The 21,667-nt window shown below is 63.7% G+C and carries 23 protein-coding genes; 10 read left to right on the top strand and 13 right to left on the bottom strand.

Going from position 1 to position 21,667, the window contains the following annotated elements; translation table 11 throughout:
- Positions 1-171: 171 nt before the first annotated feature.
- Positions 172-831: a two component system response regulator gene (locus PCA20602_RS16065; protein ID WP_150722076.1), complete on the bottom strand. Its 660-nt coding sequence runs from the start codon at positions 829-831 to the stop codon at positions 172-174.
- Positions 832-1,090: 259 nt separating this feature from the next.
- Here PCA20602_RS16065 and PCA20602_RS16060 point away from each other — a divergent pair, with 259 nt between their 5' ends.
- From PCA20602_RS16060 to PCA20602_RS16040, 5 genes are all read left to right on the top strand, one after another.
- The gene (locus PCA20602_RS16060; RefSeq protein ID WP_150722075.1) at positions 1,091-1,615 is read left to right on the top strand and encodes a hypothetical protein; all 525 of its coding nucleotides are present in this window, start codon (positions 1,091-1,093) and stop codon (positions 1,613-1,615) included.
- 59 nt (positions 1,616-1,674) lie between these two features.
- Complete coding sequence (locus tag PCA20602_RS16055; RefSeq protein ID WP_174981197.1) at positions 1,675-3,297, top strand: EscC/YscC/HrcC family type III secretion system outer membrane ring protein; 1,623 nt, start codon at positions 1,675-1,677, stop codon at positions 3,295-3,297.
- Between the two features lies 1 nt (position 3,298).
- On the top strand, positions 3,299-4,684 hold the full coding sequence (gene sctD / locus PCA20602_RS16050) for a type III secretion system inner membrane ring subunit SctD (RefSeq protein WP_150722074.1): 1,386 nt from the start codon (positions 3,299-3,301) through the stop codon (positions 4,682-4,684).
- On the top strand, positions 4,659-4,898 hold the full coding sequence (locus PCA20602_RS16045; RefSeq protein ID WP_174981193.1) for an EscE/YscE/SsaE family type III secretion system needle protein co-chaperone: 240 nt from the start codon (positions 4,659-4,661) through the stop codon (positions 4,896-4,898). The genes sctD and PCA20602_RS16045 overlap by 26 nt, the downstream gene beginning before the upstream one ends.
- A 238-nt stretch (positions 4,899-5,136) precedes the next feature.
- Positions 5,137-5,550, top strand: coding sequence for an InvB/SpaK family type III secretion system chaperone (locus PCA20602_RS16040; protein WP_150671033.1), 414 nt, complete (start codon positions 5,137-5,139; stop codon positions 5,548-5,550).
- 127 nt (positions 5,551-5,677) lie between these two features.
- Here PCA20602_RS16040 and PCA20602_RS16035 read toward each other — a convergent pair whose 3' ends face one another.
- The 11 genes from PCA20602_RS16035 to PCA20602_RS15985 form a co-directional block, all read right to left on the bottom strand.
- Entirely contained in the window at positions 5,678-6,820 is a 1,143-nt protein-coding gene (locus tag PCA20602_RS16035) for a TyeA family type III secretion system gatekeeper subunit (protein WP_174981190.1), read from the bottom strand.
- Positions 6,813-7,502, bottom strand: a complete 690-nt coding sequence (locus PCA20602_RS16030; protein WP_150722071.1) for a hypothetical protein — start codon at positions 7,500-7,502, stop codon at positions 6,813-6,815. Before PCA20602_RS16030 ends, PCA20602_RS16035 begins: the two co-directional genes overlap by 8 nt.
- Positions 7,478-8,380 (bottom strand): type III secretion system domain-containing protein, encoded by a 903-nt coding sequence (locus PCA20602_RS16025; RefSeq protein ID WP_174981187.1) that lies wholly within the window; start codon positions 8,378-8,380, stop codon positions 7,478-7,480. Before PCA20602_RS16025 ends, PCA20602_RS16030 begins: the two co-directional genes overlap by 25 nt.
- A 23-nt stretch (positions 8,381-8,403) precedes the next feature.
- Positions 8,404-9,252 carry a type III secretion system inner membrane ring lipoprotein SctJ gene (gene sctJ, locus PCA20602_RS16020; protein ID WP_217432439.1) on the bottom strand — a complete coding sequence of 283 codons (849 nt, stop codon included), beginning with the start codon at positions 9,250-9,252 and terminating at the stop codon, positions 8,404-8,406.
- Positions 9,253-9,281: 29 nt separating this feature from the next.
- Positions 9,282-9,638 (bottom strand): type III secretion system inner rod subunit SctI, encoded by a 357-nt coding sequence (sctI, locus tag PCA20602_RS16015; RefSeq protein ID WP_150722069.1) that lies wholly within the window; start codon positions 9,636-9,638, stop codon positions 9,282-9,284.
- Complete coding sequence (locus tag PCA20602_RS26395) at positions 9,635-10,162, bottom strand: DUF1039 domain-containing protein (RefSeq protein WP_174981184.1); 528 nt, start codon at positions 10,160-10,162, stop codon at positions 9,635-9,637. Before PCA20602_RS26395 ends, sctI begins: the two co-directional genes overlap by 4 nt.
- A 5-nt stretch (positions 10,163-10,167) precedes the next feature.
- Positions 10,168-10,386, bottom strand: coding sequence for a type III secretion system needle filament subunit SctF (gene sctF, locus PCA20602_RS16005; RefSeq protein ID WP_069341437.1), 219 nt, complete (start codon positions 10,384-10,386; stop codon positions 10,168-10,170).
- Entirely contained in the window at positions 10,383-11,183 is an 801-nt protein-coding gene (locus PCA20602_RS16000) for a helix-turn-helix transcriptional regulator (protein ID WP_242558098.1), read from the bottom strand. Before PCA20602_RS16000 ends, sctF begins: the two co-directional genes overlap by 4 nt.
- 228 nt (positions 11,184-11,411) lie before the next feature.
- Positions 11,412-13,013 carry an FMN-binding glutamate synthase family protein gene (locus tag PCA20602_RS15995; protein ID WP_069341439.1) on the bottom strand — a complete coding sequence of 534 codons (1,602 nt, stop codon included), beginning with the start codon at positions 13,011-13,013 and terminating at the stop codon, positions 11,412-11,414.
- Between the two features lie 76 nt (positions 13,014-13,089).
- Positions 13,090-14,271 carry a tRNA 2-thiouridine(34) synthase MnmA gene (mnmA, locus tag PCA20602_RS15990; protein ID WP_150722067.1) on the bottom strand — a complete coding sequence of 394 codons (1,182 nt, stop codon included), beginning with the start codon at positions 14,269-14,271 and terminating at the stop codon, positions 13,090-13,092.
- Complete coding sequence (locus tag PCA20602_RS15985) at positions 14,268-14,744, bottom strand: NUDIX hydrolase (protein WP_069341441.1); 477 nt, start codon at positions 14,742-14,744, stop codon at positions 14,268-14,270. The genes mnmA and PCA20602_RS15985 overlap by 4 nt, the downstream gene beginning before the upstream one ends.
- Positions 14,745-15,171: 427 nt before the next feature.
- Here PCA20602_RS15985 and PCA20602_RS15980 point away from each other — a divergent pair, with 427 nt between their 5' ends.
- The 5 genes from PCA20602_RS15980 to PCA20602_RS15960 all read left to right on the top strand — a co-directional run bounded on the left by PCA20602_RS15980 (position 15,172) and on the right by PCA20602_RS15960 (position 20,242).
- Positions 15,172-16,302, top strand: coding sequence for a Re/Si-specific NAD(P)(+) transhydrogenase subunit alpha (locus PCA20602_RS15980; protein WP_150722066.1), 1,131 nt, complete (start codon positions 15,172-15,174; stop codon positions 16,300-16,302).
- A gap of 10 nt (positions 16,303-16,312) precedes the next feature.
- Positions 16,313-16,636, top strand: coding sequence for an NAD(P) transhydrogenase subunit alpha part 2 (locus tag PCA20602_RS15975; protein ID WP_150722065.1), 324 nt, complete (start codon positions 16,313-16,315; stop codon positions 16,634-16,636).
- Entirely contained in the window at positions 16,633-18,075 is a 1,443-nt protein-coding gene (locus tag PCA20602_RS15970; RefSeq protein ID WP_150722064.1) for an NAD(P)(+) transhydrogenase (Re/Si-specific) subunit beta, read from the top strand. Before PCA20602_RS15975 ends, PCA20602_RS15970 begins: the two co-directional genes overlap by 4 nt.
- Before the next feature lie 174 nt (positions 18,076-18,249).
- Entirely contained in the window at positions 18,250-19,011 is a 762-nt protein-coding gene (locus PCA20602_RS15965) for a 5'-methylthioadenosine/adenosylhomocysteine nucleosidase (RefSeq protein ID WP_150722063.1), read from the top strand.
- 142 nt (positions 19,012-19,153) lie between these two features.
- Complete coding sequence (locus PCA20602_RS15960) at positions 19,154-20,242, top strand: hypothetical protein (RefSeq protein WP_150722062.1); 1,089 nt, start codon at positions 19,154-19,156, stop codon at positions 20,240-20,242.
- Positions 20,243-20,336: 94 nt separating this feature from the next.
- On the opposite strand, the gene PCA20602_RS15955 is transcribed toward PCA20602_RS15960, so the two are convergent.
- Positions 20,337-21,653, bottom strand: coding sequence for a THUMP domain-containing class I SAM-dependent RNA methyltransferase (locus PCA20602_RS15955; RefSeq protein ID WP_150722061.1), 1,317 nt, complete (start codon positions 21,651-21,653; stop codon positions 20,337-20,339).
- Positions 21,654-21,667: the final 14 nt, after the last annotated feature.

Here is a 21,667-nt window from a genome sequence, read left to right as displayed (position 1 = left end):
CCCCTCTGCGATACGCGAAGTGCGACGAGTCCTTGGAAAACAGAAGCGATGATGGTCTCCCATTCGCCTCGGCGTCCGCCATCCGGCGCAGACCTGAAATTCGCCCGATGCCCACGGTGAAGGCATGTTCGACCTCCGCCCGACCTCCGCCTTTCGCTCGGCCTACGCGAATCAGATCATCATTCGCAACCGATGCGCCCACTTCACGATATCCGCGACGTTGTGCGCGTCGAGCTTTCGCATCATGTTCAGACGATGCGTCTCGACGGTCTTCACGCTGATCGACAACAGTTGCGCGATGTCACGATTGCGTTGCCCTTCCGCGACGAGCTTCAGCACCTGACGCTCACGCAATGTCAGCAATTTTTCCGGCACTTCGACCGCGCCGGGGTCCAGTGTCGGCGGCGTACCCGTCGGGTCGTGCACGATGCCGAACACTGCCGGATCGACGAAGCGTTCGCCTCGCATAACCACGCTCACCGCGTTGATTAACGTGTCGCGCGAACTGCTTTTGAGTACGAACGCGCCTGCACCCGCCTCAAGCGACTGCCGTGCCCGCTCACCGTCGTCGCTGGCGGAATGCACGACGATACGCAATGCCGGCCAACGTTGAAGGCACTGACGGATCACGTCGATGCCGTCCATGCCCGGCAGGCCCAGATCCAGCACGATCAGTGTGGGTCTGTGCATGACACAGGCCCGATAAACGTCAAGCCCGTTGGCGATCCTCGCCAGCACACTCCACCCAAGGTCGTCTTCAATCAAACGGCAAAGTCCGTCGGCCAGTAATTCGTGGTCCTCGACAACGATGACACCCGTACACCCCGTCATTCGCAGCTCCTCGATAGTTCAGTTAATCGTTAGCATTCATGCGGATTTTTGTTCACTCTCTTTCGACTTTGGGCAAGCCGGGGCGAATCTTGTGCCTTCGCCTGATACGCACCATAGGAAAACACCGCAATTCTGAAGATTCGGCAGCGACTTCAGGTCTGCGCCGGATGGTGTCCACGACACAGCGCTTGATAATGACGGTCCCTGTTCGCGCTGCCAGACGGTCCGCGACCTCGTGCGCCACCTCCGACAGATACCTATGCGTTTGCCATTTGCGCTTGCCGCTCTCGACTGGATTGCCCCATGCGACGTACAAGGTGCGCGCACCCTGCTCGACCTCGACGGCAGCCCTGGCTGGACATGCCCGGCCGCAGGTGGCTACTGCGTGGCAACTGCGGTGAGTCTTTCCAGCCGGTATTCGTCGTCATCGCAACCGCTGCTCGCGGCCACAGCAACCGATGCCCCACAAGAGGCGTCGCGCTTGCGGTGGCTCACACGCATCTCGCTCGTGATTGCCGGACAGGTTGAGTTGCGCGATGACAGCTTGTGCATCGCGAACGAGACCGTCTGGTGGATTCATCGATTCGACACCGACATCCCGGCCGCGCAGGTGGAAGCGCAGCTTCGTCGTCAACTGCTCGCCTGCGAGATGCTGTCGTCACAGGACGTGCAAGCGCGAGGCAGGTCGAGCGACGCGCCCGCAACGCCCGCCTCGAACGGTATCGGCATCGCCAGCGGCGCAGCGGGCTCCGCCCGGCGCCTTCACGCATTGCGACGCGGTTGATCATGGGTCATTCGCATAACGACCTCATTCGTTGCCCATTACGCATGAAGGGCAACGTCATGGCGACGATGACTTTCGCCCTCATTGTCTTGATAGCGATCGCGTGGGTGTCGACGAAGGCGGTTGCCGCGTTACCCGCCCCGGCAATCGGGCTCGATTCACACACCACGCCGGTCTGGCGTGGCGGTCCGTTCGTGTTCCAGAGTGCGGGCACGCCGCTTGCGGAGCTCTTGCGCGACTTCGGTGCCCATCACGGCATTCCGACGGTCGTCAGCGCACATGTAAACGACCGATTCATCGGTACGCTGCCCGCCGGTGCGGCGCAAGCCACGCTGGACGCACTTTCAGAACGTTATCGGCTTTCGTGGTACTTCAACGGGCAGACGTTAAACATCTATAAGGCAAGCGAGGCGACGCGCCGAGTGATGCCCCTGCGTTATGCCTCCCCCGGCGACCTGCTCGGGCATTTGCGCGACGCCGGGGTGCTTCACCCGAGACACTGCGTGGCGCGGGCGATTCCGGCGACACACGCACTCGAGATCGCTGGCGTTCCCGCCTGCATCGAAACCGTCTCGATGCTGGCCGAATACGTCGAGCGCGACGCGCGCGATCGCCAGGAGAGCGAAGAGACCATCAAGATATTTCCCCTGAAATTCGCCACAGCAGACGACACGAGGTACTTTTATCGCGGTCAGGAAGTCGTCGTTCCGGGCGTAGTCAGCGTACTTAAAGATCTGATTCTTGGCGCGGGACCGCTCGTTGCCACCTCGTCGAACGTAAGCGCTCAGGGTTCGCTCGGCGGTACCACCGCCGAAATCGCCGTCGCCAACGTTCCGCAAAACGGCACGCCCCGTTTTTCTGCTGATCCTCGCCGCAACGCCGTCATCGTGCGCGAGCGACGTCGCAATCTGCCGATCTATGGCGATCTCATCGCCCAACTCGACGTGCGTCCCCGTCTGGTCGATATCTCGGTGGCAATCATTGATGTGAACGCCAGCGATGTCGCGGAACTGGGCATTGACATGTCGGGGAGCGCGCGGCTCGGCGGCTTCGGTGCGGTCTCGTTAAACGGGCAGGCGAGCCAGTCGGGCGACGGCGACTCCGGCACCTTCACAACGCTAGTGGGTGACACCAACAAATTCATGCTCAATCTGAGCGCACTCGAACGCAACTCGAAAGCGCGCGTGCTATCGCGGCCGTCCATCGTCACGCTCGACAATATGCAGGCTGTGCTTGATCGCAGTGTGACGTTCTATACGAAAGTCTCGGGCGAAAAAGTCGCGAAGCTCGAAAGTGTGACGTCGGGCTCTTTGCTGCGGGTCACGCCACGGCTCGTGCCGAACGAGAACGACGAGGGCCGGGACGACAGCCACGAGCAAGTGATGCTTACGCTGAACATCGAGGACGGCGGCGAGGTCCGCAGCGACCGCAATGTCCGTAACGAAGTCCCAACGATCCGCAATTCTTCGATCTCGACGCACGCCACATTGCAGGCCGGGCAATCGCTGCTGCTCGGCGGCTTCGTGCAGGACGCGCAACACGAGCACGAGCGCAAGATTCCGTTGCTCGGCGATCTGCCGCTCATCGGGCGCTTATTCAGTTCCACCAGCAATCGTAACGATAGCGTCATGCGTCTGTTTCTGATCAAGGCCGAGCCAGCGGCCGCATTGCCGAGCGCCTGAAATGCTGACCCTGACGCTCCTCGATGGCCCGCTCGCCGGGCGTCCCATGCCGCTTCCCGCGGGCGCACTCACGCTCGGCAGCGACGATGCCGACATCGCGATGACGCTCGACCACGACGGGCAGGTCACACTGAGTGTGGACGACACCCGCGTTCGACTGGTCACACGAATGCCCGTCTGGGCGGATGGGCTACCGCTCTGGCCCGACGATGCCGATACCGTCGCAGATGACACCGGCGACGCCGTACCCGTCGATACGGAAAATGCAGCTCATCCCCTGCCCGCCCTCTCGCTCCAGCTTCCTCTGCATCGCGTCATCGATCTGGCGGGTCTCGGCATCTGGTTGAGCGACGGCAGTCGCGAACTGCCCGCGCCACTACCTAAGCGACCGGCAAGACATTCCACGCAAGGAGCAGTTGCGGACGCCGCCGCGCGTCATTCATCCACAGGCCGATCCGGCGAACGCCACCGGCGCCGTGCGCCTGCAGCATGGCTGGCCATCTCCGGGCTGTCGCTACTCATCGCCGGAACCGGTATTGCGATGTGGCGAACCGGCACAGCCAACGTCATTTCCCAACCGCCGCGACCGGATGGGCTCAGGACACTCGCCGCGCGCATTGCGCCCGGCGTCGTGCTGAACACGGCGGGAGACGCGGTGAGACTGTCGGGCGGATGCCTGGACGACAATACGCGTGCCCGGTTACGCGCCGAAGCACGGTGGCTAGGCAAAGCACTGAGCGATGAGACGTGGTGCCCCGCCAGCGCAGTGCAGACTGTGGAGACGCTGTTGCGATTGCACGGTTTCAATCAGACGCAGGTGAACGTGGCCCCCGACGGCGCACTGCTCGTGGGAGGCCCGCTCGTCGCCGACGCACGATGGCGAGCGGCCTCCGATGCCCTGGATGCGCTCGCCTTGCCCCACGGCTGGCGAGTGGCTGACGGGACGGCCGGTAGTTTCGAGCGGCTGGTGAAAACGCTGCGAGACGCCGGGCAGTTACGTGGCATCGATATCTCGCGCGACCGCAACGGATGGCGGATCACCGGTGCGCTGTCTGCTGGACGTCAGGCTGCGCTGAAGGGCATTGCCGACGCATGGAATCTGGCGGGAAACACGATGCCTTTACGCATCGAACCGCTGCCGCCTTCCATCCCGACATTGGGCGAGACCGGCTTTTCCGCCCCGCTGGTCAGCATCGGCGGCTCGCCCGGCGCACCGCAGATCACCCTCGAAGACGGAACTCGGCTCGCGCAAGGCGTCCGGTTGCCGGGCGGCACTCGTGTCATCGCGATCCATCCGGATGGTGTGTCGATCGGTGCGCGCGACCGTCTCTTCTACCTGCCACTCACACCGGAGACCCAACATGACGATGCATCTGACCCGGCTTGAGGACGCCCTTGCCGCCTCACCCAGCACCGTATCGCGCGACGTCGGCGCACAACTCGACGCGGCCATCAAGGCGCTGGAAATCGTGCTTGGCGCACCGCTTCCCCCTGCGCAACATGCGCAGGCCGACGCATTGAAACAAGCCGTCATTGCAGCAGGGGCGATTCTTGAAAGCATCGCGCGCCGCTACAGCACATCGTATGGAAAAGCGCCGTAAGAAATCGCCGATTTGAAATCGCGTCAAAAGCGCGATGCATGCCACCACGCCGAACGCAGCCGACATCGTGGTGCGCAGGTGCCCGGAAGCGACAACGCGGTACGCACCACCAAAGTCCCGGCCGACTGATCGTGGGACCCTCCTTCATCGTCCCCCGCTCGCGTGGCTCGCATTCTGCCTTGCCCTTTGACGCCTGCCTGGGGCGCGTCATCGACTTCTTCCACTCTCCACGCTCATCATGCCCAGTTACGATCTAGCGCAAACCCTCGTCGAAGCCCTGAAACTGATCGGCTGCGACCCCAGCAAGATCGACGCCGTCGACAATCACTCGCCCATCGAACTGACATTCAACGCCTCACCGAGCATCATCGTGGAGACGCTGGACAATCAGGTGTGCAGCATTCACGCGGTAGTGGCGACCGACGAAGCTGCACGACTCCACAGAGCCAACAGCGAACGGTTGCTTCAGTTTTTGATCGAGCCCGCAGAGTGGGCGGTCACCGGACATGTCCAATTGCGTGAACGCGATAATCGCTTGATCCTTCACGCACAAGTCAAGGAAGATGCCGCCGCCGAGGCCGAACCTTTTGCACAGGCGCTCACCGACTTCTACGACCGTATCAAGCTCTGTCGGGAGCACTTGCGCGCCTGAACGGGATAGCAGGTCGATGGGATAGCGGTGACGACAGTCGTCAGTTGTCGCCCCGTCGACAGTTCATCGCAAGGTGCATGCCTCATGCGCCAATGCATTCCGCCCCGATGCGGCTAAGCACGCCCGCTCAATCGTCCATTGCATCACCTTCCTGCGCGATGCCGGTGCGCCAGGCGTCGAGCGCCTCGTCCAGCGTTTCTCGTTGCGTCTCATCGCGAAAACACCCCTCATGCGCGGACTTGATCAGTTGCGTGAGGGCGTGTGCAAGTGCGTACCGCGCGTCAACCGTCACGATCCCGAGATACGCCGCACGTTGCGCCAGCCAATCGGCGCCGACCCACGGCTGATCCAGCAGCATCAACGTTTCCGAAATCATGGTGTCCGTCTCGAACGCACGAACTCCGGCGTTGCGTACCGCATGGGCCGATTGCTCGCAGATAGACTCCAGCGTGAGAAACAACACCACCCGGCGCAAATCGTCGACGACTGCGGACAAACGTTGCGTGTCGACGCCACCCTCCATCGGTTGCGCGCCCAACTCCAACCCAAGCGCCTGCATTAACGCGCGCAATCTGGCATGACGTTGCGGCAGACGCCGACACGCGTCGAACCATTGTGTGAGCGTTTTCTGCGCCCCCTGTGACTGACGAAAGAGCGACTTGAGTTGCTGCATCAGCACCATTGACGGTGCGTTCCCATCGCCACATTCAAGCGCCGCAAACGCCTCGATACCCCACGTTTCCGACGTCGTCAGTTCGTCGAGCGTTCGCCGTAACCGCGCCCGCGTTCCTGCGTCCAGTCCGCCGTCGGCCAGCCAAGCGGCGACGATCAGCGCGGCATGGCCGGCAGACATCTGCGCCAGTCGAATGAGTTGCTGAGGATCGGGAACGAACGGCAAGTCTCGCAGTTGGCTGCGCAGCCGCTCGAACTGCGCACCGTTCACGCGCGCGAACCGGTGCATCTGTTGCTCGAACAGCGCCCGCGCACGCTGCCTGTCATCGCGCACGTCGCGCTCGCCGGTCCTGCGAAAGCGCACGCCCAGCGCAAAGCTAAGGTTCTCCTGCGACTCCGCGAATGCCGCTTCCTCGTTCTGTGCGATGGTGGCTTCGATCAGGGCGACATGGCCGGGCACATCGGTGAATGCCGCTCTCGACGACTGACCGTCGGCTTCGAGCGCTTGCCACTCGTCGGCCAGAATACGTTCGAGCGCCGGATTCTCCCGAGGTGTCGTCGCGCGCGAATCGATGGACGGCGTCAGCCGCTCAACCATATGCCACCTCCAGACTCGGGCCGACACGCAAACGGTCGATGACCGCTTCGAGATCCGCATCAAGATCGAGACAGACGGTGACCCACTCGCTCTCGATACGCGCCTGATGGCCGGTCAATGTCGCATCCGGGGAGCAAGGCAGCACGATATCGGCGTCTCGCAGTGCATTGGCGATGGCGCTGTGATGCGCCGGAGGCACACGCATGACCAATGCCCCTTCGCGCACCAGCCCGGGTAACATCTGGCCAACGCGGTGCGCGAAGCGTTCCCCGGCATCGAGCTTATCGACAAAGTTCGACACTGCGACGGTCACCGCGTCCGCAACGCGACGCTCCAGCGAACGCACGATCTCGCGCTCCATCGTTGCCTCATCCACGAGCCACTCCACCGCCTGTGCCACGGCCGCTTGCCGCGCCGCTTCGGCCAGGGTGTCCGCCTGAGCTTGCGCCTGCGCCTTTGCCGCTTCCTGCCACGCAAGGCGTTGCTCATCAATGTCGCGCCGTGCCTGATCCAGCGATGCCCGCGCGGCATCACGCTCCGCGCGCGCCTCCTCCATCCAGCGAACACGTTGACTCGCCTGCTCGCGCAGTTGCGTCAGTGTCTCGCCGGAAACCACAAGTCCCGCAGGCGCGGGACCGTCAATGGTTTCGATGGGGGTCAATGCGTAGTCGATGACATACATAGCATCCTCTCCAGCGCCGCAAGACGCGGCCAGATGTCGTCTACCGCAACTGCTTCGGACGTCGACGCCGATACGACGCCCGGCGGTGGTAACAAAATTCGGGCAGCCATGTGTGCCGCAGATGCGGTTGATGCCGCTGATGCCGCTGATGCTGCTGGCACCGCTGATGTCTTGCGCACCGGGCATGTCACCCACGTGGTCTGCGCCGCTTGTGTCGGCTGTGTCGGCTGTGTCGGCTGTGTCGGCTGTGTCGGCTGCGTCGCTTGTGTCGCTTGTGTCGCTTGTGTCGCTTGTGTCGTCTGCGCCGCCCCCGCTGCCAGCATCATTGATGCCGCCCGCGGTGCTTCCGCCGTCTGTGTCGGGTATGCAGCATGCGTCACTTGCTCCGTGAACGCCTCATCGCCGGACGACATCGTGACGATGGACACGGCATCGAGACAAGCACCGGTGACAGCCAGTGCTGCCGTGGCAATCGTCTCAGGTGAAAACTCGGGACTCGACGGCCAGTCGCGTCGCATCAACAACAGGCGATCGCATTGCCATGCGTCGAGCCAGGGCGACAACGCACGGCGATAGGTGCCCAGCAGCAAATAGTCCGGACACCCTAGCCGACGCAACCCATAGGCGAGTGCGACACGACGCAGGTTCGGCACGAGGCGCAAGATGGGCAGCATGGCATTTGTGGCATCGCCTTCCGGGGACACACAGCGCACCGCGTGATGGGCCACAGGCCACCCGCGCCGCGCAACGATGAGGCGGTCGACCTGCCGTCGACAAGCGGGATAGCGCCGATAAAGCACTTTCCACGACGAGAGTCCCAGCACATCCCACCACCCGTCGTCCATCTGCGCGCCGGGCTGCCAGACCAGTCGCGCCATGAGTGCGCGTAGTGCGCCCCCGGTCACGATGCCCTCACGCTGCGTCGCCGAAGGTAGCTCACCCAGACCTCCCGACGGCGCCAGCCCACCACCGCAGCCGTACCGAGCGCAACCACGGCCACGGCCAACACCGCCCATGCCGCGACCGGATACCACCGCCGGGCATTCGTTGCCTGCGGAATCGCTTCCGTTCCGGCTCCCGTCCTGGCTTTCGTGATCACGCCCACGGTCGCGCCATCCGTCGATTCCCTGTCGACCGCTTCGATGGCCGCACGCGGCAGCCGGTAATCGGCAGGCTGCAACACGATGCTGATGCGTTCGGGTGACACGCCCGGCACACTGTCGTGCACCAGGCTACGTATGTCTGTCATGCGCTGCGACATATTGATTTCGGGACTGTATTTGACGAAGACAGCGACTCCGGGAGGCAATGTCGCGCGGCCAGCAGAGTCCGTGGGCACCTGCGCAATCGACACCTCCGCGACCATCACACCATCCAGCGCCGCCAGCATGCGTTCGAGCCGCTGCTCCTTGAGGAAGATGAGTTTCGCCTGTTCCTGTACGGGCGAACTAACGAGTTGCCCCGGCGGGAAGACGTCTTCGACCGACGCACGCGTCTGACGCGGCAGTCCATGCTGACGAAGCACCTCCACGCCACGGACGAAATCGCCCCGCTCGATGCGAACGGTGATGCCAGCGGTGTCGGCACGCTTGTCCGCCTGAAGCCCCGAGACCAGCAGCAGCGCAAGCATCTGATTCGCTTCGGTCTCGCTTAAGGCGCGATGCAATTCGACCTTGCATCCCGTGAGTGCGAGCAGGAATACGCAGACGAGCCAGCCCCGGGCACGCGTGCGTCCCCGAAGGCAGTTCACGATGCAATTTCCAATACGGCCCCGGCGCGTCATTGCATATGGACCAGCTTGTTCACCCCTTGTGTCACGGCACCGGCCGTCTTGGCGACAAACTCAAGGGCCAGCACTCGCTCGGTAATTTCGCGCTGGGCGGCAACCATGTGCGTGGGATCGTCGAGCGTCCGCTCATCCAGCGCGACCCGTTGCACGAGATGCTCGGTATTGCCCGCCAGCTTGCTTGCAGCGCTGACCAAGTGATGTTCGGGCAGCGATGGCGCACTCGCCAATGCCTGCTCGAAGCGAGCGGCATCCGCGCCATTCGCACTCCATACAGGCGCCGGAATCTTGGACGGGAGGGCCGCAGCCACGGCGTGCGTGACTGTCGATGAAATGAGCGGAGTCGTCATGACGAAGGAATGAGGGAGGACGGTGAAGAGGAAGACGATGCGGGCGGTGCGGGTGATACGGACGATAGGTCCGATGAAGGCGACGGGAGCGCCGGGACTGACACGTTCGAAGGGTGCGATGGGTTCCACGGGGCGGGCGACACGGGCGACGCAGCAGATGCCACCACGTGACGCGGCGACCGCCCCGCGTCGGTCGCGTCAAGCCACTGGCGCAGCACATTGGCCGTCGGAACGTCAGCCTGCCCACGTGCGACGAGATCCTGAAGACACGACCGCGCCGCCACCGTGTCGCCAAGTGCAATGAGAAGCGCTGCGTGAAGACACTGACGCGCGTCGTCCTGCGGCACCAGTGACGGAAGTGCGGCGAGAATCGCTCTCGCTTCCGCTTCCATACCGTGCTGCGCCCCCGCAAGCGCCAGTTCCACGATTTGCTGGCGAACCGCGTTGACGAGCCACGGCGTCGGGGGCGCTTCCGGCCGGCTGGCGGTCGACGAAACGGCTGGATTCGACGGCGTCGAGGACATGGCCATCACGCGATCTTGGCGATGATGCCCATCACCGTATCCTTGATGAGCTTGATGGTGGCGCTGTGCAAACCGATGGCCGTCGAGAACTGCTGCAACTTGAACTGCACGTCGAGCATGTCCCTGGCATCGTTCGTCTTCTTCGTGCGCACGGCCTGCGTCGCTTCGTCCGACATGCGGCGCACGCCCTCGCCCATGCTGCGATGAATCTCCTCGACGTTCATACCACCCCCGCGTCGGTGATCGCGCCATGCCCGGCCACGAGATCGGCGCGCATGGCGGCGTAGGCATCCGCACGCGGCATCGCAACGCGTCGCCCGCCACGCTGCGGCGGCGTGCCCAGACGAATCTCCGTCGGTGCGCAATCGAAGCGCTTGCGAAACGTGTCGGTGAAGTGAGCGTGATTGGTAAAGCCACATTCGAGCGCGATGTCCAGCACCTTGTGACGGGTGGACAGCAGCAAGTCACGCGCCAACCGCAACCGCCGCTCCAGCAGCCACTGCTTGGCGGGCATGCCGTACGTCTGCTGAAAGAGATAGCGAAACTTGCGCAGCGGCATGCCGAACTCTTCGGCCAGCCGCCCGACGGGCCACGGCCGGTGAAAATTCGCCTCGACGAAATCGAACAGCGAATGACTGCCCGCAATCGTCTGGCGCAACATCGCCGAGAAGTAGCGCTGGTCGCGACACAGGCAGTAGACGTAGAAGAAACGCAGCATCGCCATGCGATCGACGTTCTGCAATGTCATGGCCACATCCACCATCGTGGGTTCGAGAACCAGCGTACGGGCCGCCTGACGGTGGAAGACACCCAGCGGACGACGATCGAGCAGATCGACGACGTCCGGATACAGCGCCTGCAAATCGCAGGCATGAAAATCGTGAGACACCACGGGCCCTGGGGCGTCCATCGTCGCGTCAGAACTGGTCGCGGTCATGCTGCCCGCAGGCAACGTATGCACTAGACCGTTCACACTGAGTTTGACGTCGTGGCGGCTGATCAGAAATCGCACCGTACTCATAGGCTCCTCCTCTGACGACAATCCGTCGGCGGGATGACAAAGTCGAAGGCCACACGATAGGCGAGTACGCGCGCGAGCATCATCCGGTGGAGACCTTAATGTGAGTCGCCACGGCCCGCACTTTTGGTATTTGGGAAGAAAACTATCGAGAAATATAAAAAAAACCGACGCCACATCGCGTCGGGTTTTGCATTCAGACGGAAGCCCGGTCGTGAAACCGTCTTCCGATCAGGCGACGGCAGCCGGAGAGAAACTGTCGGCGCGCGCCATCGGCCAGTACTTCTCGTACAACTGGTAACGGAACTGTCCGCGCAGCAGATCGCCCGGCTCAAGGTACTTGAGCGATTCGGACATGAGGCGAATCTCGTTGGAAGACACCCGCTTGACGATGTGATGCGCCCGCAGATCCGACGGATGCGACAACCCCGCCGCCTGAATCAGCTCTTGCAACGCGTGCAACGTATGGGAGTGGAACTGATGCACGCGCTGCGCCTTGTCCGGCACGACCAGTGCGCGCTGACGCAACGTGTCTTGCGTTGCTACCCCGGTCGGGCAACGATCCGTGTGGCACTTCTGCGACTGAATGCACCCGATCGCGAACATGAAGCCGCGCGCCGAATTGCACCAGTCTGCGCCAATGGCGAGCGTGCGCGCGATATCGAATGCCGTGACGATCTTGCCGGACGCCCCGATGCGGATCTTGTCGCGCAACCCCGCCCCCACGAGCGTGTTGTGTACCAGCAGCAGTCCTTCCTGCAGCGGCGCCCCCACGTGATCGGTGAACTCCAGCGGCGCGGCGCCGGTGCCGCCTTCCGAGCCGTCCACCACGATGAAGTCGGGCAGGATGCCGCTATCGAGCATTGCCTTCACGATGCCGAAGAATTCCCACGGATGCCCGATGCACAGCTTGAAGCCGGTCGGCTTGCCACCGGAGAGCGTACGCAGTCTGTCGACGAATTGCAGCAGTCCCAACGGCGTCGAGAACTCGCTGTGACGGGAGGGCGAAATGCAGTCCTGCCCCATCGGCACCCCGCGTGTCGCGGAGATTTCCGGCGTGATCTTCGCCGCGGGCAGCACGCCGCCGTGCCCCGGCTTCGCCCCCTGCGAGAGCTTCACCTCGATCATCTTCACTTGCGGCGTGGTGGCCTGTGCGGCGAACTTCTCCGCATTGAACGTACCGTCGTCGTTGCGACAGCCGAAGTAACCCGACGCCACCTCCCAGATCAGATCCCCGCCCTGTTCGCGGTGATGCGGCGAGATCGAGCCTTCGCCGGTGTCGTGGATGAAGTTGCCGAGTTTGGCCCCGCGATTGAGCGAGCGAATCGCGTTGGCCGACAACGCGCCGAAGCTCATGGCAGAGATGTTGAAGATCGATGCCGAATACGGCTGCGCACGATCCGGTCCGATGGTGATCCGGAAGTCGTGGTCCTTCAGCACGGTGGGCGCGAGCGAATGGGCGATCCATTCGTAGCCAGTGGCCTTGACGTCCAGCTCGGTGCCGAACGGACGGCTGTCCACGTCACCCTTGGCGCGCTGATAGACGATGCTGCGCTGCGCGCGGGAGAACGGTGTCTCGGAGGTATCGTCCTCGACGAAATACTGGCGGATTTCCGGGCGGATGAACTCGAACAGGAAGCGGAAGTGCCCCCACAGCGGGTAGTTGCGCAGCACGGCGTGCCGCTGCTGTACGACGTCCCAGACCCCGAGGACGACCAACGCAGCGAACGGTATCGGCCAAAGCGGATTCCATCCGTCGACCAGTACCAGCACAAGCGTTGCGACGAGCAACGCCACGGCGATCCAGAGAGCCAGAAATCGGCGCGAAAACATGAAACCTCCTAGGCTTTTTGCGGGGGGACACACGCCGGCACGCTGCCGGGTGTCCCCCCGGCGAGCGCCGGCGGCTTCAATGCGTATTGAGGATGATGTGTTTCGAGGCAGCCGCCTTGGCAGCGGCTTGCGTGTCGGACGCGCCAGCGGCACCGCTCGTCCCCGCGACGGCGGGTGTCGTGGACGCGATGATGCCGCCGCCCAGACAGACCTCACCGTCGTACAGCACGGCTGACTGGCCTGGCGTGACGGCCCACTGGGCGTCCGAGAACGACAGCGTGAGGCCATCGGCATTCGCATGCACGACTTCGCAGGCGGCGTCGGCCTGACGGTAACGGGTCTTCGCGCCGCAACGCGTTCCCTCGGCCGGCGGCGTGCCCGCGACCCACGAAAGGTCTTCGGCGTCGAGCGTGCCCGAGAGCAGCCACGGGTGGTCGTGTCCTTGAACAACGTAGAGCGTGTTGCTGGCCATGTCCTTGCGGGCGACGAACCACGGCTCGCCGGAGCCGTCGCGACTGCCCCCCAGACCGATACCCTTGCGCTGACCCAGCGTGTAGAAAGCCAGTCCGACGTGCTCGCCCACGATCGCGCCGTCCGGCGTCTTCATGGGGCCCGGTTTGGTCGGCAGATAGCGGTTGAGGAAGTCACGGAACGGGCGTTCGCCGATGAAGCAGATCCCGGTCGAATCCTTCTTCTTCGCGTTGGGCAGACCGATTTGCGCCGCAATTTCACGGACCTTCGTCTTCGGCATTTCGCCGAGCGGGAACATCGTGCGCGAGAGCTGCTGCTGATTCAGACGATGCAGGAAGTAGCTCTGATCCTTCGTGTGATCGAACGCCTTGAGCAACTCGAAGCGCCCGTCGCGCTCACGCACGCGGGCGTAGTGACCGGTAGCGATGGTCTCGCCGCCGAGCGCCACCGCGTGATCGAGGAACGCCTTGAACTTGATCTCGGCGTTGCAGAGCACGTCCGGGTTCGGCGTGCGTCCGGCCGAGTATTCGCGCAGGAACTCTGCAAAGACACGGTCCTTGTACTCGGCGGCGAAGTTCACCGCTTCGACGTCGATGCCGATCAGATCGGCGACCGACACCACGTCGATCCAGTCCTGCCGGGTCGAACAGTATTCGCTGTCGTCATCGTCTTCCCAGTTCTTCATGAACAGACCGACGACGTCGTAGCCTTGTTGTTTGAGCAGCCATGCCGTGACCGACGAATCCACGCCGCCCGACATGCCCACCACTACGCGTTTTTGACTCATGTGTTGCCTTGCCCGCCGGTCAGCGCCGGATGGGTCTGAAGAATGTCGAGGTCGTACCGCACCCCTCGCAGGTAATCGTCCATGCAGCGCTCGAGAATGGGCGAGCGGTGCCGCGTTCGCTGTGCACGGACCTCATCCGGCGTGAGCCAGAGGGTGCCGACGATGCCCTCGTCGAGCGTGCGCGAAGCGTCGAACTCGCCCAGCGCACCGGTGAAGGTGAAACGCAGATAAACGATGTCTTCCGGTCCCGGGGCGAGGTAGATGCCAAGCAGATGCTGCGGCTCGAACGTGTGTGCCGTCTCTTCAAGCACTTCGCGGCGTACGGCGTCGACGATCGACTCGCCCGGCTCCAGATGACCGGCCGGTTGGTTGATCAGCAGACCTGCGCGCTTTTGCTCTTCGACAAACAGAAAACGGCCGTCACGTTCGACGACCGCAGCAACCGTCACGTTGGGCTTCCAGCGCGCATTCATGGCTCATCCTTGCGGGACGCGGGGGAGGTGACCCCGATAAAAGCGACATTTTACCGTCTGACGGGGTTTGGCGCTGAAGACGGACAACTTTCACGACCGACCGGTCGGTCGGCTTCGATGACCGACGATCGGGGCCCATTCATGACCGATTGTTCATATTCATATGTCATTTCGTGCAATAGGCGCGTTTGTAATCTTCGGGTAAGCTTCCAGCACCAGCAAAGTGCAATGTGCAGTTGCAGTACCGCATCACCGGTTTGCGCAGTAGTTCGAATGCAGTGGTTTGTGCAGGACTAATGTCATCAGCGGCGAAACAGGTAGTGCGTCTGCCCCGGCAGCGCAGACGCTGCGGCTCCTTGGCCCACGGTTTTGGGCGCATGGGTTTGGCCTCTGATGAGATCAGTTCACAAACCCAAGGAGATACGCAATGAAAATCGGCATCCCCGCCGAAACGCTCGCCGGCGAATCCCGTGTCGCGGCCACGCCCGAGACGGTGAAGAAGCTGGTCGCGTCAGGACACCAGATCGTGATCGGCCGTGGCGCCGGAGACGCCGCCAGCGTGCCCGACGCCGCCTTCGAAGCCGCCGGCGCCACGCTCGGCAGCGCTGCCGACGCGCTGGGCGCAGAACTCGTCCTCAAGGTTCGCGCCCCTTCCCCCGAAGAACTCGCCCAGATTCCGCGCGGCAGTGTCATCGTAGGCATGCTCAATCCGTTCGATGCCGAGAACAACGCACGCATGGCCGCCGCCGGCGTGACCGCCTTCGCGCTCGAAGCCGCGCCGCGCACCACGCGTGCGCAGAGCATGGACGTGCTCTCCTCGCAGGCCAACATTGCCGGTTACAAGGCCGTGATGCTCGCTGCGAACCTTTATCAGCGCTTCATGCCGATGCTCATGACGGCTGCCGGTACCGTGAAGGCGGCGCGTCTCGTTGTGCTGGGCGCTGGCGTTGCGGGCTTGCAAGCCATCGCGACGGCCAAGCGTCTGGGGGCGGTCATTGAAGCCTCGGACGTGCGTCCGGCCGTGCGCGAGCAGATCGAATCGCTCGGCGCGAAGTTCATCGATGTGCCGTTCGAGACCGACGAGGAACGTGAGATCGCCAAGGGCGTGGGTGGCTATGCGCGTCCGATGCCCGCAGCGTGGCTTGCGCGTCAGGCGCAACTCGTTCACACGCGTCTTACGCAAGCTGACATCGTCATTTCCACCGCGCTGATCCCGGGGCGTGCTGCGCCGACGCTGATCGCCGAAGACACCGTCAAGGCGATGAAGCCGGGCTCGGTGATCATCGACCTTGCGGCCGGACGCGGCGCCAACGGCGGCGGCAACTGCCCGCTGTCAGTCGCTGACGAAGTGGTCAAGGTCCACGGCGTGACCATCGCAGGTTACACCAACCTCGCGGGCATGGTCGCCGCCGATGCCTCCGCGCTCTACGCTCGTAACGTGCTCGACTTCCTCAAGCTGGTGATCGACAAGGAAGGCAAGCTCGTCATCGATACCAACGACGACATCGTCGCCGCATGTCTGATGTGCCGCGACGGACAAGTGCTGCGCGCCGCATAAGGGGGAAGTCATGGAAATGATCAATCACACGGTGATCAACCTGATCATCTTCGTGCTGGCGGTGTACGTCGGCTATCACGTGGTGTGGAACGTCACACCGGCACTGCACACGCCGCTCATGGCGGTGACCAACGCGATCTCGGCCATCGTGATCGTGGGCGCAATGCTCGCCGCCGGCCTCACCGAAGGCAACCTCGGCAAGACGATGGGTGTCGTGGCCGTGGCGCTGGCGGCGGTGAACGTGTTCGGGGGCTTCCTCGTCACGCAGCGCATGCTGGAGATGTTCAAGAAGAAAGATAAGCCGGCTAAGGCGATCGAGGGGGACACGCAATGAGCATGAATCTCGTCACGCTGCTGTATCTGGTCGCGTCGATCTGTTTCATTCAGGCACTCAAAGGCCTGTCGAATCCGAAGATGGCGCGACGCGGCAACGCGTTCGGCATGATCGGTATGGCGATTGCCGCCGTCACGACGATTGCGCTGATCTACGAGTTGCGTCGTCTGATGGGTGGCAACTACTCGGGTCTCGCGCTGATCCTCGCGGGTCTTGTGGTCGGCGGCGGTATCGGTGCCTTCGTCGCCCGCAAGGTCGAGATGACGAAGATGCCGGAACTCGTCGCCGCGATGCACTCGCTGATCGGTCTGGCGGCTGTCTGTATCGCCGTGGCCGCTGTGGCGGAACCGGCGGCATTCGGCATCGTCCCGGCCGGAGAAACGTTCCTGCCGCCGGGCAACCGTATCGAACTGTTCATCGGCACGTTCGTCGGCGCGATCACTTTCTCGGGTTCGGTCATCGCCTTCGGCAAGCTCTCGGGCAAGTACAAGTTCCGCCTGTTCCAGGGCGCGCCGGTCCAGTTCACGGGCCAGCATACGATCAATCTGCTGCTCGCCATCGCGATGCTCGGCTTCGGCGTCATCTTCTTCCTGTCGCAAAGCTGGCTGCCGTTCATCCTGATGACGGCCATCGCGTTCGTGCTCGGCGTGCTCATCATCATTCCGATTGGCGGCGCCGACATGCCGGTCGTGGTCTCGATGCTGAACTCGTACTCGGGCTGGGCCGCCGCCGGTATCGGCTTCTCGCTGAACAACCCGATGCTGATCATTGCCGGCTCGCTGGTCGGCTCGTCGGGCGCGATTCTGTCTTACATCATGTGCAAGGCGATGAACCGCTCGTTCTTCAACGTGATTCTCGGCGGCTTCGGCGCCACGCCGGGGGCTGCGGCCGCGGGTGGCGAACAGCAGCAACGTCCGGTCAAGTCGGGCTCGCCCGACGACGCTGCATTCCTCATGAGCAACGCCGAATCGCTGGTGATCGTGCCGGGTTACGGTCTGGCCGTGGCCCGTGCGCAGCACGCGCTCAAGGAACTGACCGACAAGCTCTCCGAGAAGGGGGTGAACGTGCGCTACGCAATTCACCCGGTGGCGGGTCGCATGCCGGGTCACATGAACGTGCTGCTCGCCGAAGCCGAAGTCCCCTACGATCAAGTGCTGGAAATGGACGAGATCAACGGCGAATTCGGCCAGACCGACGTGGTGCTGGTGCTCGGCGCGAACGACGTGGTGAATCCGGCGGCGAAGAACGATCCGCAATCGCCGATCGCGGGCATGCCGATTCTCGAGGCGTACAAGGCCAAGACGATCATCGTCAACAAGCGCTCGATGGCCGCCGGTTACGCCGGTCTCGACAACGAGCTGTTCTACCTCGACAAGACCATGATGGTGTTCGGCGACGCGAAGAAGGTCGTCGAAGAAATGGTCAAGGCAGTCGAGTGATGCGAGGCTGACGTCCGTGGCGTCGAAACACGGCGCGCGGACGCCGCCGACAATGCATCATCAAGGCGACGAATTCGACGAATTATCGTCAACGCCAGCGCGGGGCTGCACGCCATCACAGGGTGCAGCCCCGCGCTACAATGCGCGCTCATCATCGCTATCGAGTCACGCATCATGACGTTAGGCATCGTTGCCGCCCTCCACGAAGAAATCGCCGACCTGCTCGCGGAGATGGCCCCCGGCGCGCACGTCGAGCACATCGGCATGCGCGACTATCACGTGGGCAAGCTGCACGGGCACGACTGCGTCATCGTGCTCGCCCGCATCGGCAAAGTGGCGGCCGCCGCCACCACGGCTGCGCTGATTCATCGCTTCGACGTGAAGGAGATCGTCTTCACCGGCGTTGCGGGCGGTCTCGCGCACGGACTGTCGGTCGGCGACGTGGTCATTGCCGACACGCTCACGCAGCACGACATGGATGCCAGCCCCCTCTTCCCGCGCTTCGAGATCCCGCTGCTCGGACGCGCCTCGTTCTCCGCCGAATCGGCCCTGCGTGACGCTCTCGCCCAGGCCGCGCGCGACTGGCTCGCCGGGGAGATGACCGGCCAGGTGAGCGCTGTGCTGCGCGAGGAACTTCGGATGACCGCGCCGCGCGTGCACGTCGGACAGATCGCCAGCGGCGACCGGTTCGTCTCCAGCGCCGGCGAAGTCACGCTGCTGCGCAGCCACCTGCCGCAGGCGCTCGCCGTCGAGATGGAAGGGGCTGCCGTTGCGCAGGTGTGTCACGAGTACGGCATTCCGTTTGCCGTAATGCGCACACTCTCGGATGCCGCCGACGACACGGCACACGTCGACTTCCCGCGCTTTCTTCGCGACGTCGCCAGTCATTATTCGCACGGCATCCTGCGGCGCTTTCTAATGTCGCGTCCCGCGTAAATCGGCCACCGAGTCGGCCACCGAGTCGGCCACTGATCGAGCCCCATCCCCGATTGCACATTCCGACGGGAGAACTCGACATCGCCCATCGGATTCCTTCCGGACAATGGCGCCTCTCACATTGTCCGCGAGGAGATATCCGATGAACGTAGACCATCAGTCGGCTGCCGCCGCACAGCAGCCACACCCGAGCACGCCAGTCCTCGAACCCATCTACCGGTCGCTCAGTTGGGCGGACGTCGTAAATATCAGAGCGCTCAACCCCAAATGCAATCCGACGAAGGCTGCCATGCACGATGCCGCCGTGCATCCGGACAGCATCTTCGGACGCGAGGTCGAGCGCTACATCGGCAAGACGACGCACGGCCAACCTGCCCGTAACGCGGAGCAGGCGGCGGCAGTGCGACGTCTCGCGACGCTCGAAGATCACGAAGTCACACTCGACGCGCTCAGAGACACCGGGCTGCCGGGCGATCTCGCCGCCGATCTGCTGCGCCGCCTGATCCCGCGACCGACCGGCTGGACGATTTTCGAGCGACTCTCCGGCACGCCAACGCTCGACATGTGGGCACAATCCGTCCTCACCCGCGACGAGGATGCCCACGTCGCGGACGACATCCTGACGCTGCGCATTCTCCAGACGTTCGGCCACGATATCGCCGTGCCCTGGTCGCTCGACACCGCCAACCGGTGGGTGTACTTCTACAGCGCCACCGCCGACGCCAACGGCAGCCTCGCGCGAGTGCTCGACATCGCCACGCTCGACCGTCCGCATTGCTACGCGATGCGAGACACCTGCCGCAAGGCCTATCAGGCGCTGGCCTACTGCCATTACGGCGCGGGCGGACAGATCTGGCCGCATTGGGAAGCCACACGCGACATCTGGCAGATTCGCCCCGATCCGCGCGAAGGGCTGCTCGTCGACGACATCGTGAGCCACCAGGCAATCACTTGCGACACCGAGCGCTGGCTGCGCAACGTGACGACGCTCGGCGGTCTCGATGTCGCCGGATACTCGCCGCGCACCAGCGCCGACTACGAGAGCGATTTGTCCGACCCGGAGAACGTGGCGTGCGACCCGCGCCGGGCACGGATTGCGCCGAGCGATCTGCGAGAGCGTCTGGCCGTCACGGCCCGGCATCAGCGCGCGGCGCAGCGCGCGGCACTGCCGCCGCCGCCACCACCGCCCGTGCATCGCTCAAGCTCGGCACCTGCCGCCACGGATTGTTGACGAGCTGCGTCGCCGGCTTCCACACCGCCCGTGCAAAACAAAAGACCGGCCAATGGCCGGTCTTTTTCATGACGTCGAACAGCACGCGCGATGCTTACGCTTCGCCGTCCTCGCGCGGCGCATCACCCTCACGCTCGCCACGCTTGCGCACGGAACCCGCGATCAGGTCGAAGCGGAACAGACGGCATTCGAGCGCGCCGTTGTACAGCGGTGTCCGACGCGACTCACGCAACCGCATCTGCCCCGGCAGGCTCATGTCCGCCGTCAGCAGGAACGCGCTCCAGCCAGTGAAGCGTTGCTTGAGCGCGTCACCGAAGGCGCGGAAGAATGCCGCATCGACGCCATCCGGCTGATTGCGCTGGAAGTTGCCGCCGCGATTGCCTTGCACGTCCGGCGAATAACCGTCGTCGGCATCGCGCGGCGCACGACGGCCGCGCACTTCGATACGCTCGCCGTACGGCGGGTTCGCGACGATGATCCCGGGACGATCCACCGGCGGCGACATGTCGCGGGCATCCACCTGCTTCAGACCGATGTCGCCCACGCCCGCGCGCTCCAGGTTGGCGCGCGACTTGACCAGCATGTCGCCGGAAATATCGCTGCCGAAGATCGAGTCGGGCACACCGCGCACACGGGCGTCGCGCTGCGCATCGCTTGCCTGCACCTTGAGCGATTGCCACGCGGTGATGTCGTAGCCCTTGAGCTTTTCGAATCCGAAGCGGCGACCTGCCCCGGCGGGCACGCCGAGCGCGATCTGCGCGGCTTCCGCGAGGAACGTGCCGCTGCCGCACATCGGGTCGTACAGCACCATGTCGGCCGCCGTATCGGTGCGCCAGCCCGCCAGACGCAGAATGCCCGCGGCGAGGTTCTCGCGCAGCGGCGCGGCCCCCTTGTCCAGACGCCAGCCGCGCTTGAACAGCGGCTCACCGGACGTATCGAGATACAGCGTCGCGTCGGTGGCGGTCAGGAAGGCGAACACGCGCACATCGGGCTGCGTGGTATCGATGTTCGGACGCGCACCGGTCTTCTCGCGAAGGCGGTCGCACACGGCGTCCTTCACACGCAGCGTGACGAATTCGAGACTACGCACCGGCGCCTTGATGCCGGTGACGTCGACACGCAGCGTCTGCTGATAGCCGAACCAGTCTTCCCAGCGCTGACGCAGGGCGAATTCGTAGATGTCCTGTTCGGTGCGATAGCCCTGCTGGGCCACGCGCAGCAGCACGCGGCTCGCGATGCGCGAATGCAGGTTGGCGGCCATGCCGGCCGCCCACGGACCGGCGAAATGCACGCCACCGGGCACCTGTTTGCCCACCGAGATCGGGGCGAGACGCCCCATTTCTGCCAGTTCGGCGGCAAGCGCCTCTTCCAGTCCGCGAGGACAGGGCGCAAAGAATTCGAAGGAAGCCATGTTGATGCGTACGA

This window comes from Pandoraea capi, from assembly GCF_902459735.1.
Classification (GTDB): Bacteria; Pseudomonadota; Gammaproteobacteria; order Burkholderiales; family Burkholderiaceae; genus Pandoraea; species Pandoraea capi.
Note: the sequence above shows the minus strand (reverse complement) of the source record. Positions and strands in the feature narration are given on the sequence as shown.

What these genes read in the sequence shown, in the direction of transcription:
- PCA20602_RS16065 (WP_150722076.1), bottom strand. Translation starts at nt 831, where the DNA reads ATGACGGGGTGTACGGGTGTCATCGTTGTCGAGGACCACGAATTACTG.
- PCA20602_RS16060 (WP_150722075.1), top strand. Translation starts at nt 1,091, where the DNA reads ATGCGTTTGCCATTTGCGCTTGCCGCTCTCGACTGGATTGCCCCATGC.
- PCA20602_RS16055 (WP_174981197.1), top strand. Translation starts at nt 1,675, where the DNA reads ATGGCGACGATGACTTTCGCCCTCATTGTCTTGATAGCGATCGCGTGG.
- sctD (WP_150722074.1), top strand. Translation starts at nt 3,299, where the DNA reads ATGCTGACCCTGACGCTCCTCGATGGCCCGCTCGCCGGGCGTCCCATG.
- PCA20602_RS16045 (WP_174981193.1), top strand. Translation starts at nt 4,659, where the DNA reads ATGACGATGCATCTGACCCGGCTTGAGGACGCCCTTGCCGCCTCACCC.
- PCA20602_RS16040 (WP_150671033.1), top strand. Translation starts at nt 5,137, where the DNA reads ATGCCCAGTTACGATCTAGCGCAAACCCTCGTCGAAGCCCTGAAACTG.
- PCA20602_RS16035 (WP_174981190.1), bottom strand. Translation starts at nt 6,820, where the DNA reads ATGGTTGAGCGGCTGACGCCGTCCATCGATTCGCGCGCGACGACACCT.
- PCA20602_RS16030 (WP_150722071.1), bottom strand. Translation starts at nt 7,502, where the DNA reads ATGTATGTCATCGACTACGCATTGACCCCCATCGAAACCATTGACGGT.
- PCA20602_RS16025 (WP_174981187.1), bottom strand. Translation starts at nt 8,380, where the DNA reads ATGGCGCGACTGGTCTGGCAGCCCGGCGCGCAGATGGACGACGGGTGG.
- sctI (WP_150722069.1), bottom strand. Translation starts at nt 9,638, where the DNA reads ATGACGACTCCGCTCATTTCATCGACAGTCACGCACGCCGTGGCTGCG.
- PCA20602_RS26395 (WP_174981184.1), bottom strand. Translation starts at nt 10,162, where the DNA reads ATGTCCTCGACGCCGTCGAATCCAGCCGTTTCGTCGACCGCCAGCCGG.
- sctF (WP_069341437.1), bottom strand. Translation starts at nt 10,386, where the DNA reads ATGAACGTCGAGGAGATTCATCGCAGCATGGGCGAGGGCGTGCGCCGC.
- PCA20602_RS16000 (WP_242558098.1), bottom strand. Translation starts at nt 11,183, where the DNA reads ATGAGTACGGTGCGATTTCTGATCAGCCGCCACGACGTCAAACTCAGT.
- PCA20602_RS15995 (WP_069341439.1), bottom strand. Translation starts at nt 13,013, where the DNA reads ATGTTTTCGCGCCGATTTCTGGCTCTCTGGATCGCCGTGGCGTTGCTC.
- mnmA (WP_150722067.1), bottom strand. Translation starts at nt 14,271, where the DNA reads ATGAGTCAAAAACGCGTAGTGGTGGGCATGTCGGGCGGCGTGGATTCG.
- PCA20602_RS15985 (WP_069341441.1), bottom strand. Translation starts at nt 14,744, where the DNA reads ATGAATGCGCGCTGGAAGCCCAACGTGACGGTTGCTGCGGTCGTCGAA.
- PCA20602_RS15980 (WP_150722066.1), top strand. Translation starts at nt 15,172, where the DNA reads ATGAAAATCGGCATCCCCGCCGAAACGCTCGCCGGCGAATCCCGTGTC.
- PCA20602_RS15975 (WP_150722065.1), top strand. Translation starts at nt 16,313, where the DNA reads ATGGAAATGATCAATCACACGGTGATCAACCTGATCATCTTCGTGCTG.
- PCA20602_RS15970 (WP_150722064.1), top strand. Translation starts at nt 16,633, where the DNA reads ATGAGCATGAATCTCGTCACGCTGCTGTATCTGGTCGCGTCGATCTGT.
- PCA20602_RS15965 (WP_150722063.1), top strand. Translation starts at nt 18,250, where the DNA reads ATGACGTTAGGCATCGTTGCCGCCCTCCACGAAGAAATCGCCGACCTG.
- PCA20602_RS15960 (WP_150722062.1), top strand. Translation starts at nt 19,154, where the DNA reads ATGAACGTAGACCATCAGTCGGCTGCCGCCGCACAGCAGCCACACCCG.
- PCA20602_RS15955 (WP_150722061.1), bottom strand. Translation starts at nt 21,653, where the DNA reads ATGGCTTCCTTCGAATTCTTTGCGCCCTGTCCTCGCGGACTGGAAGAG.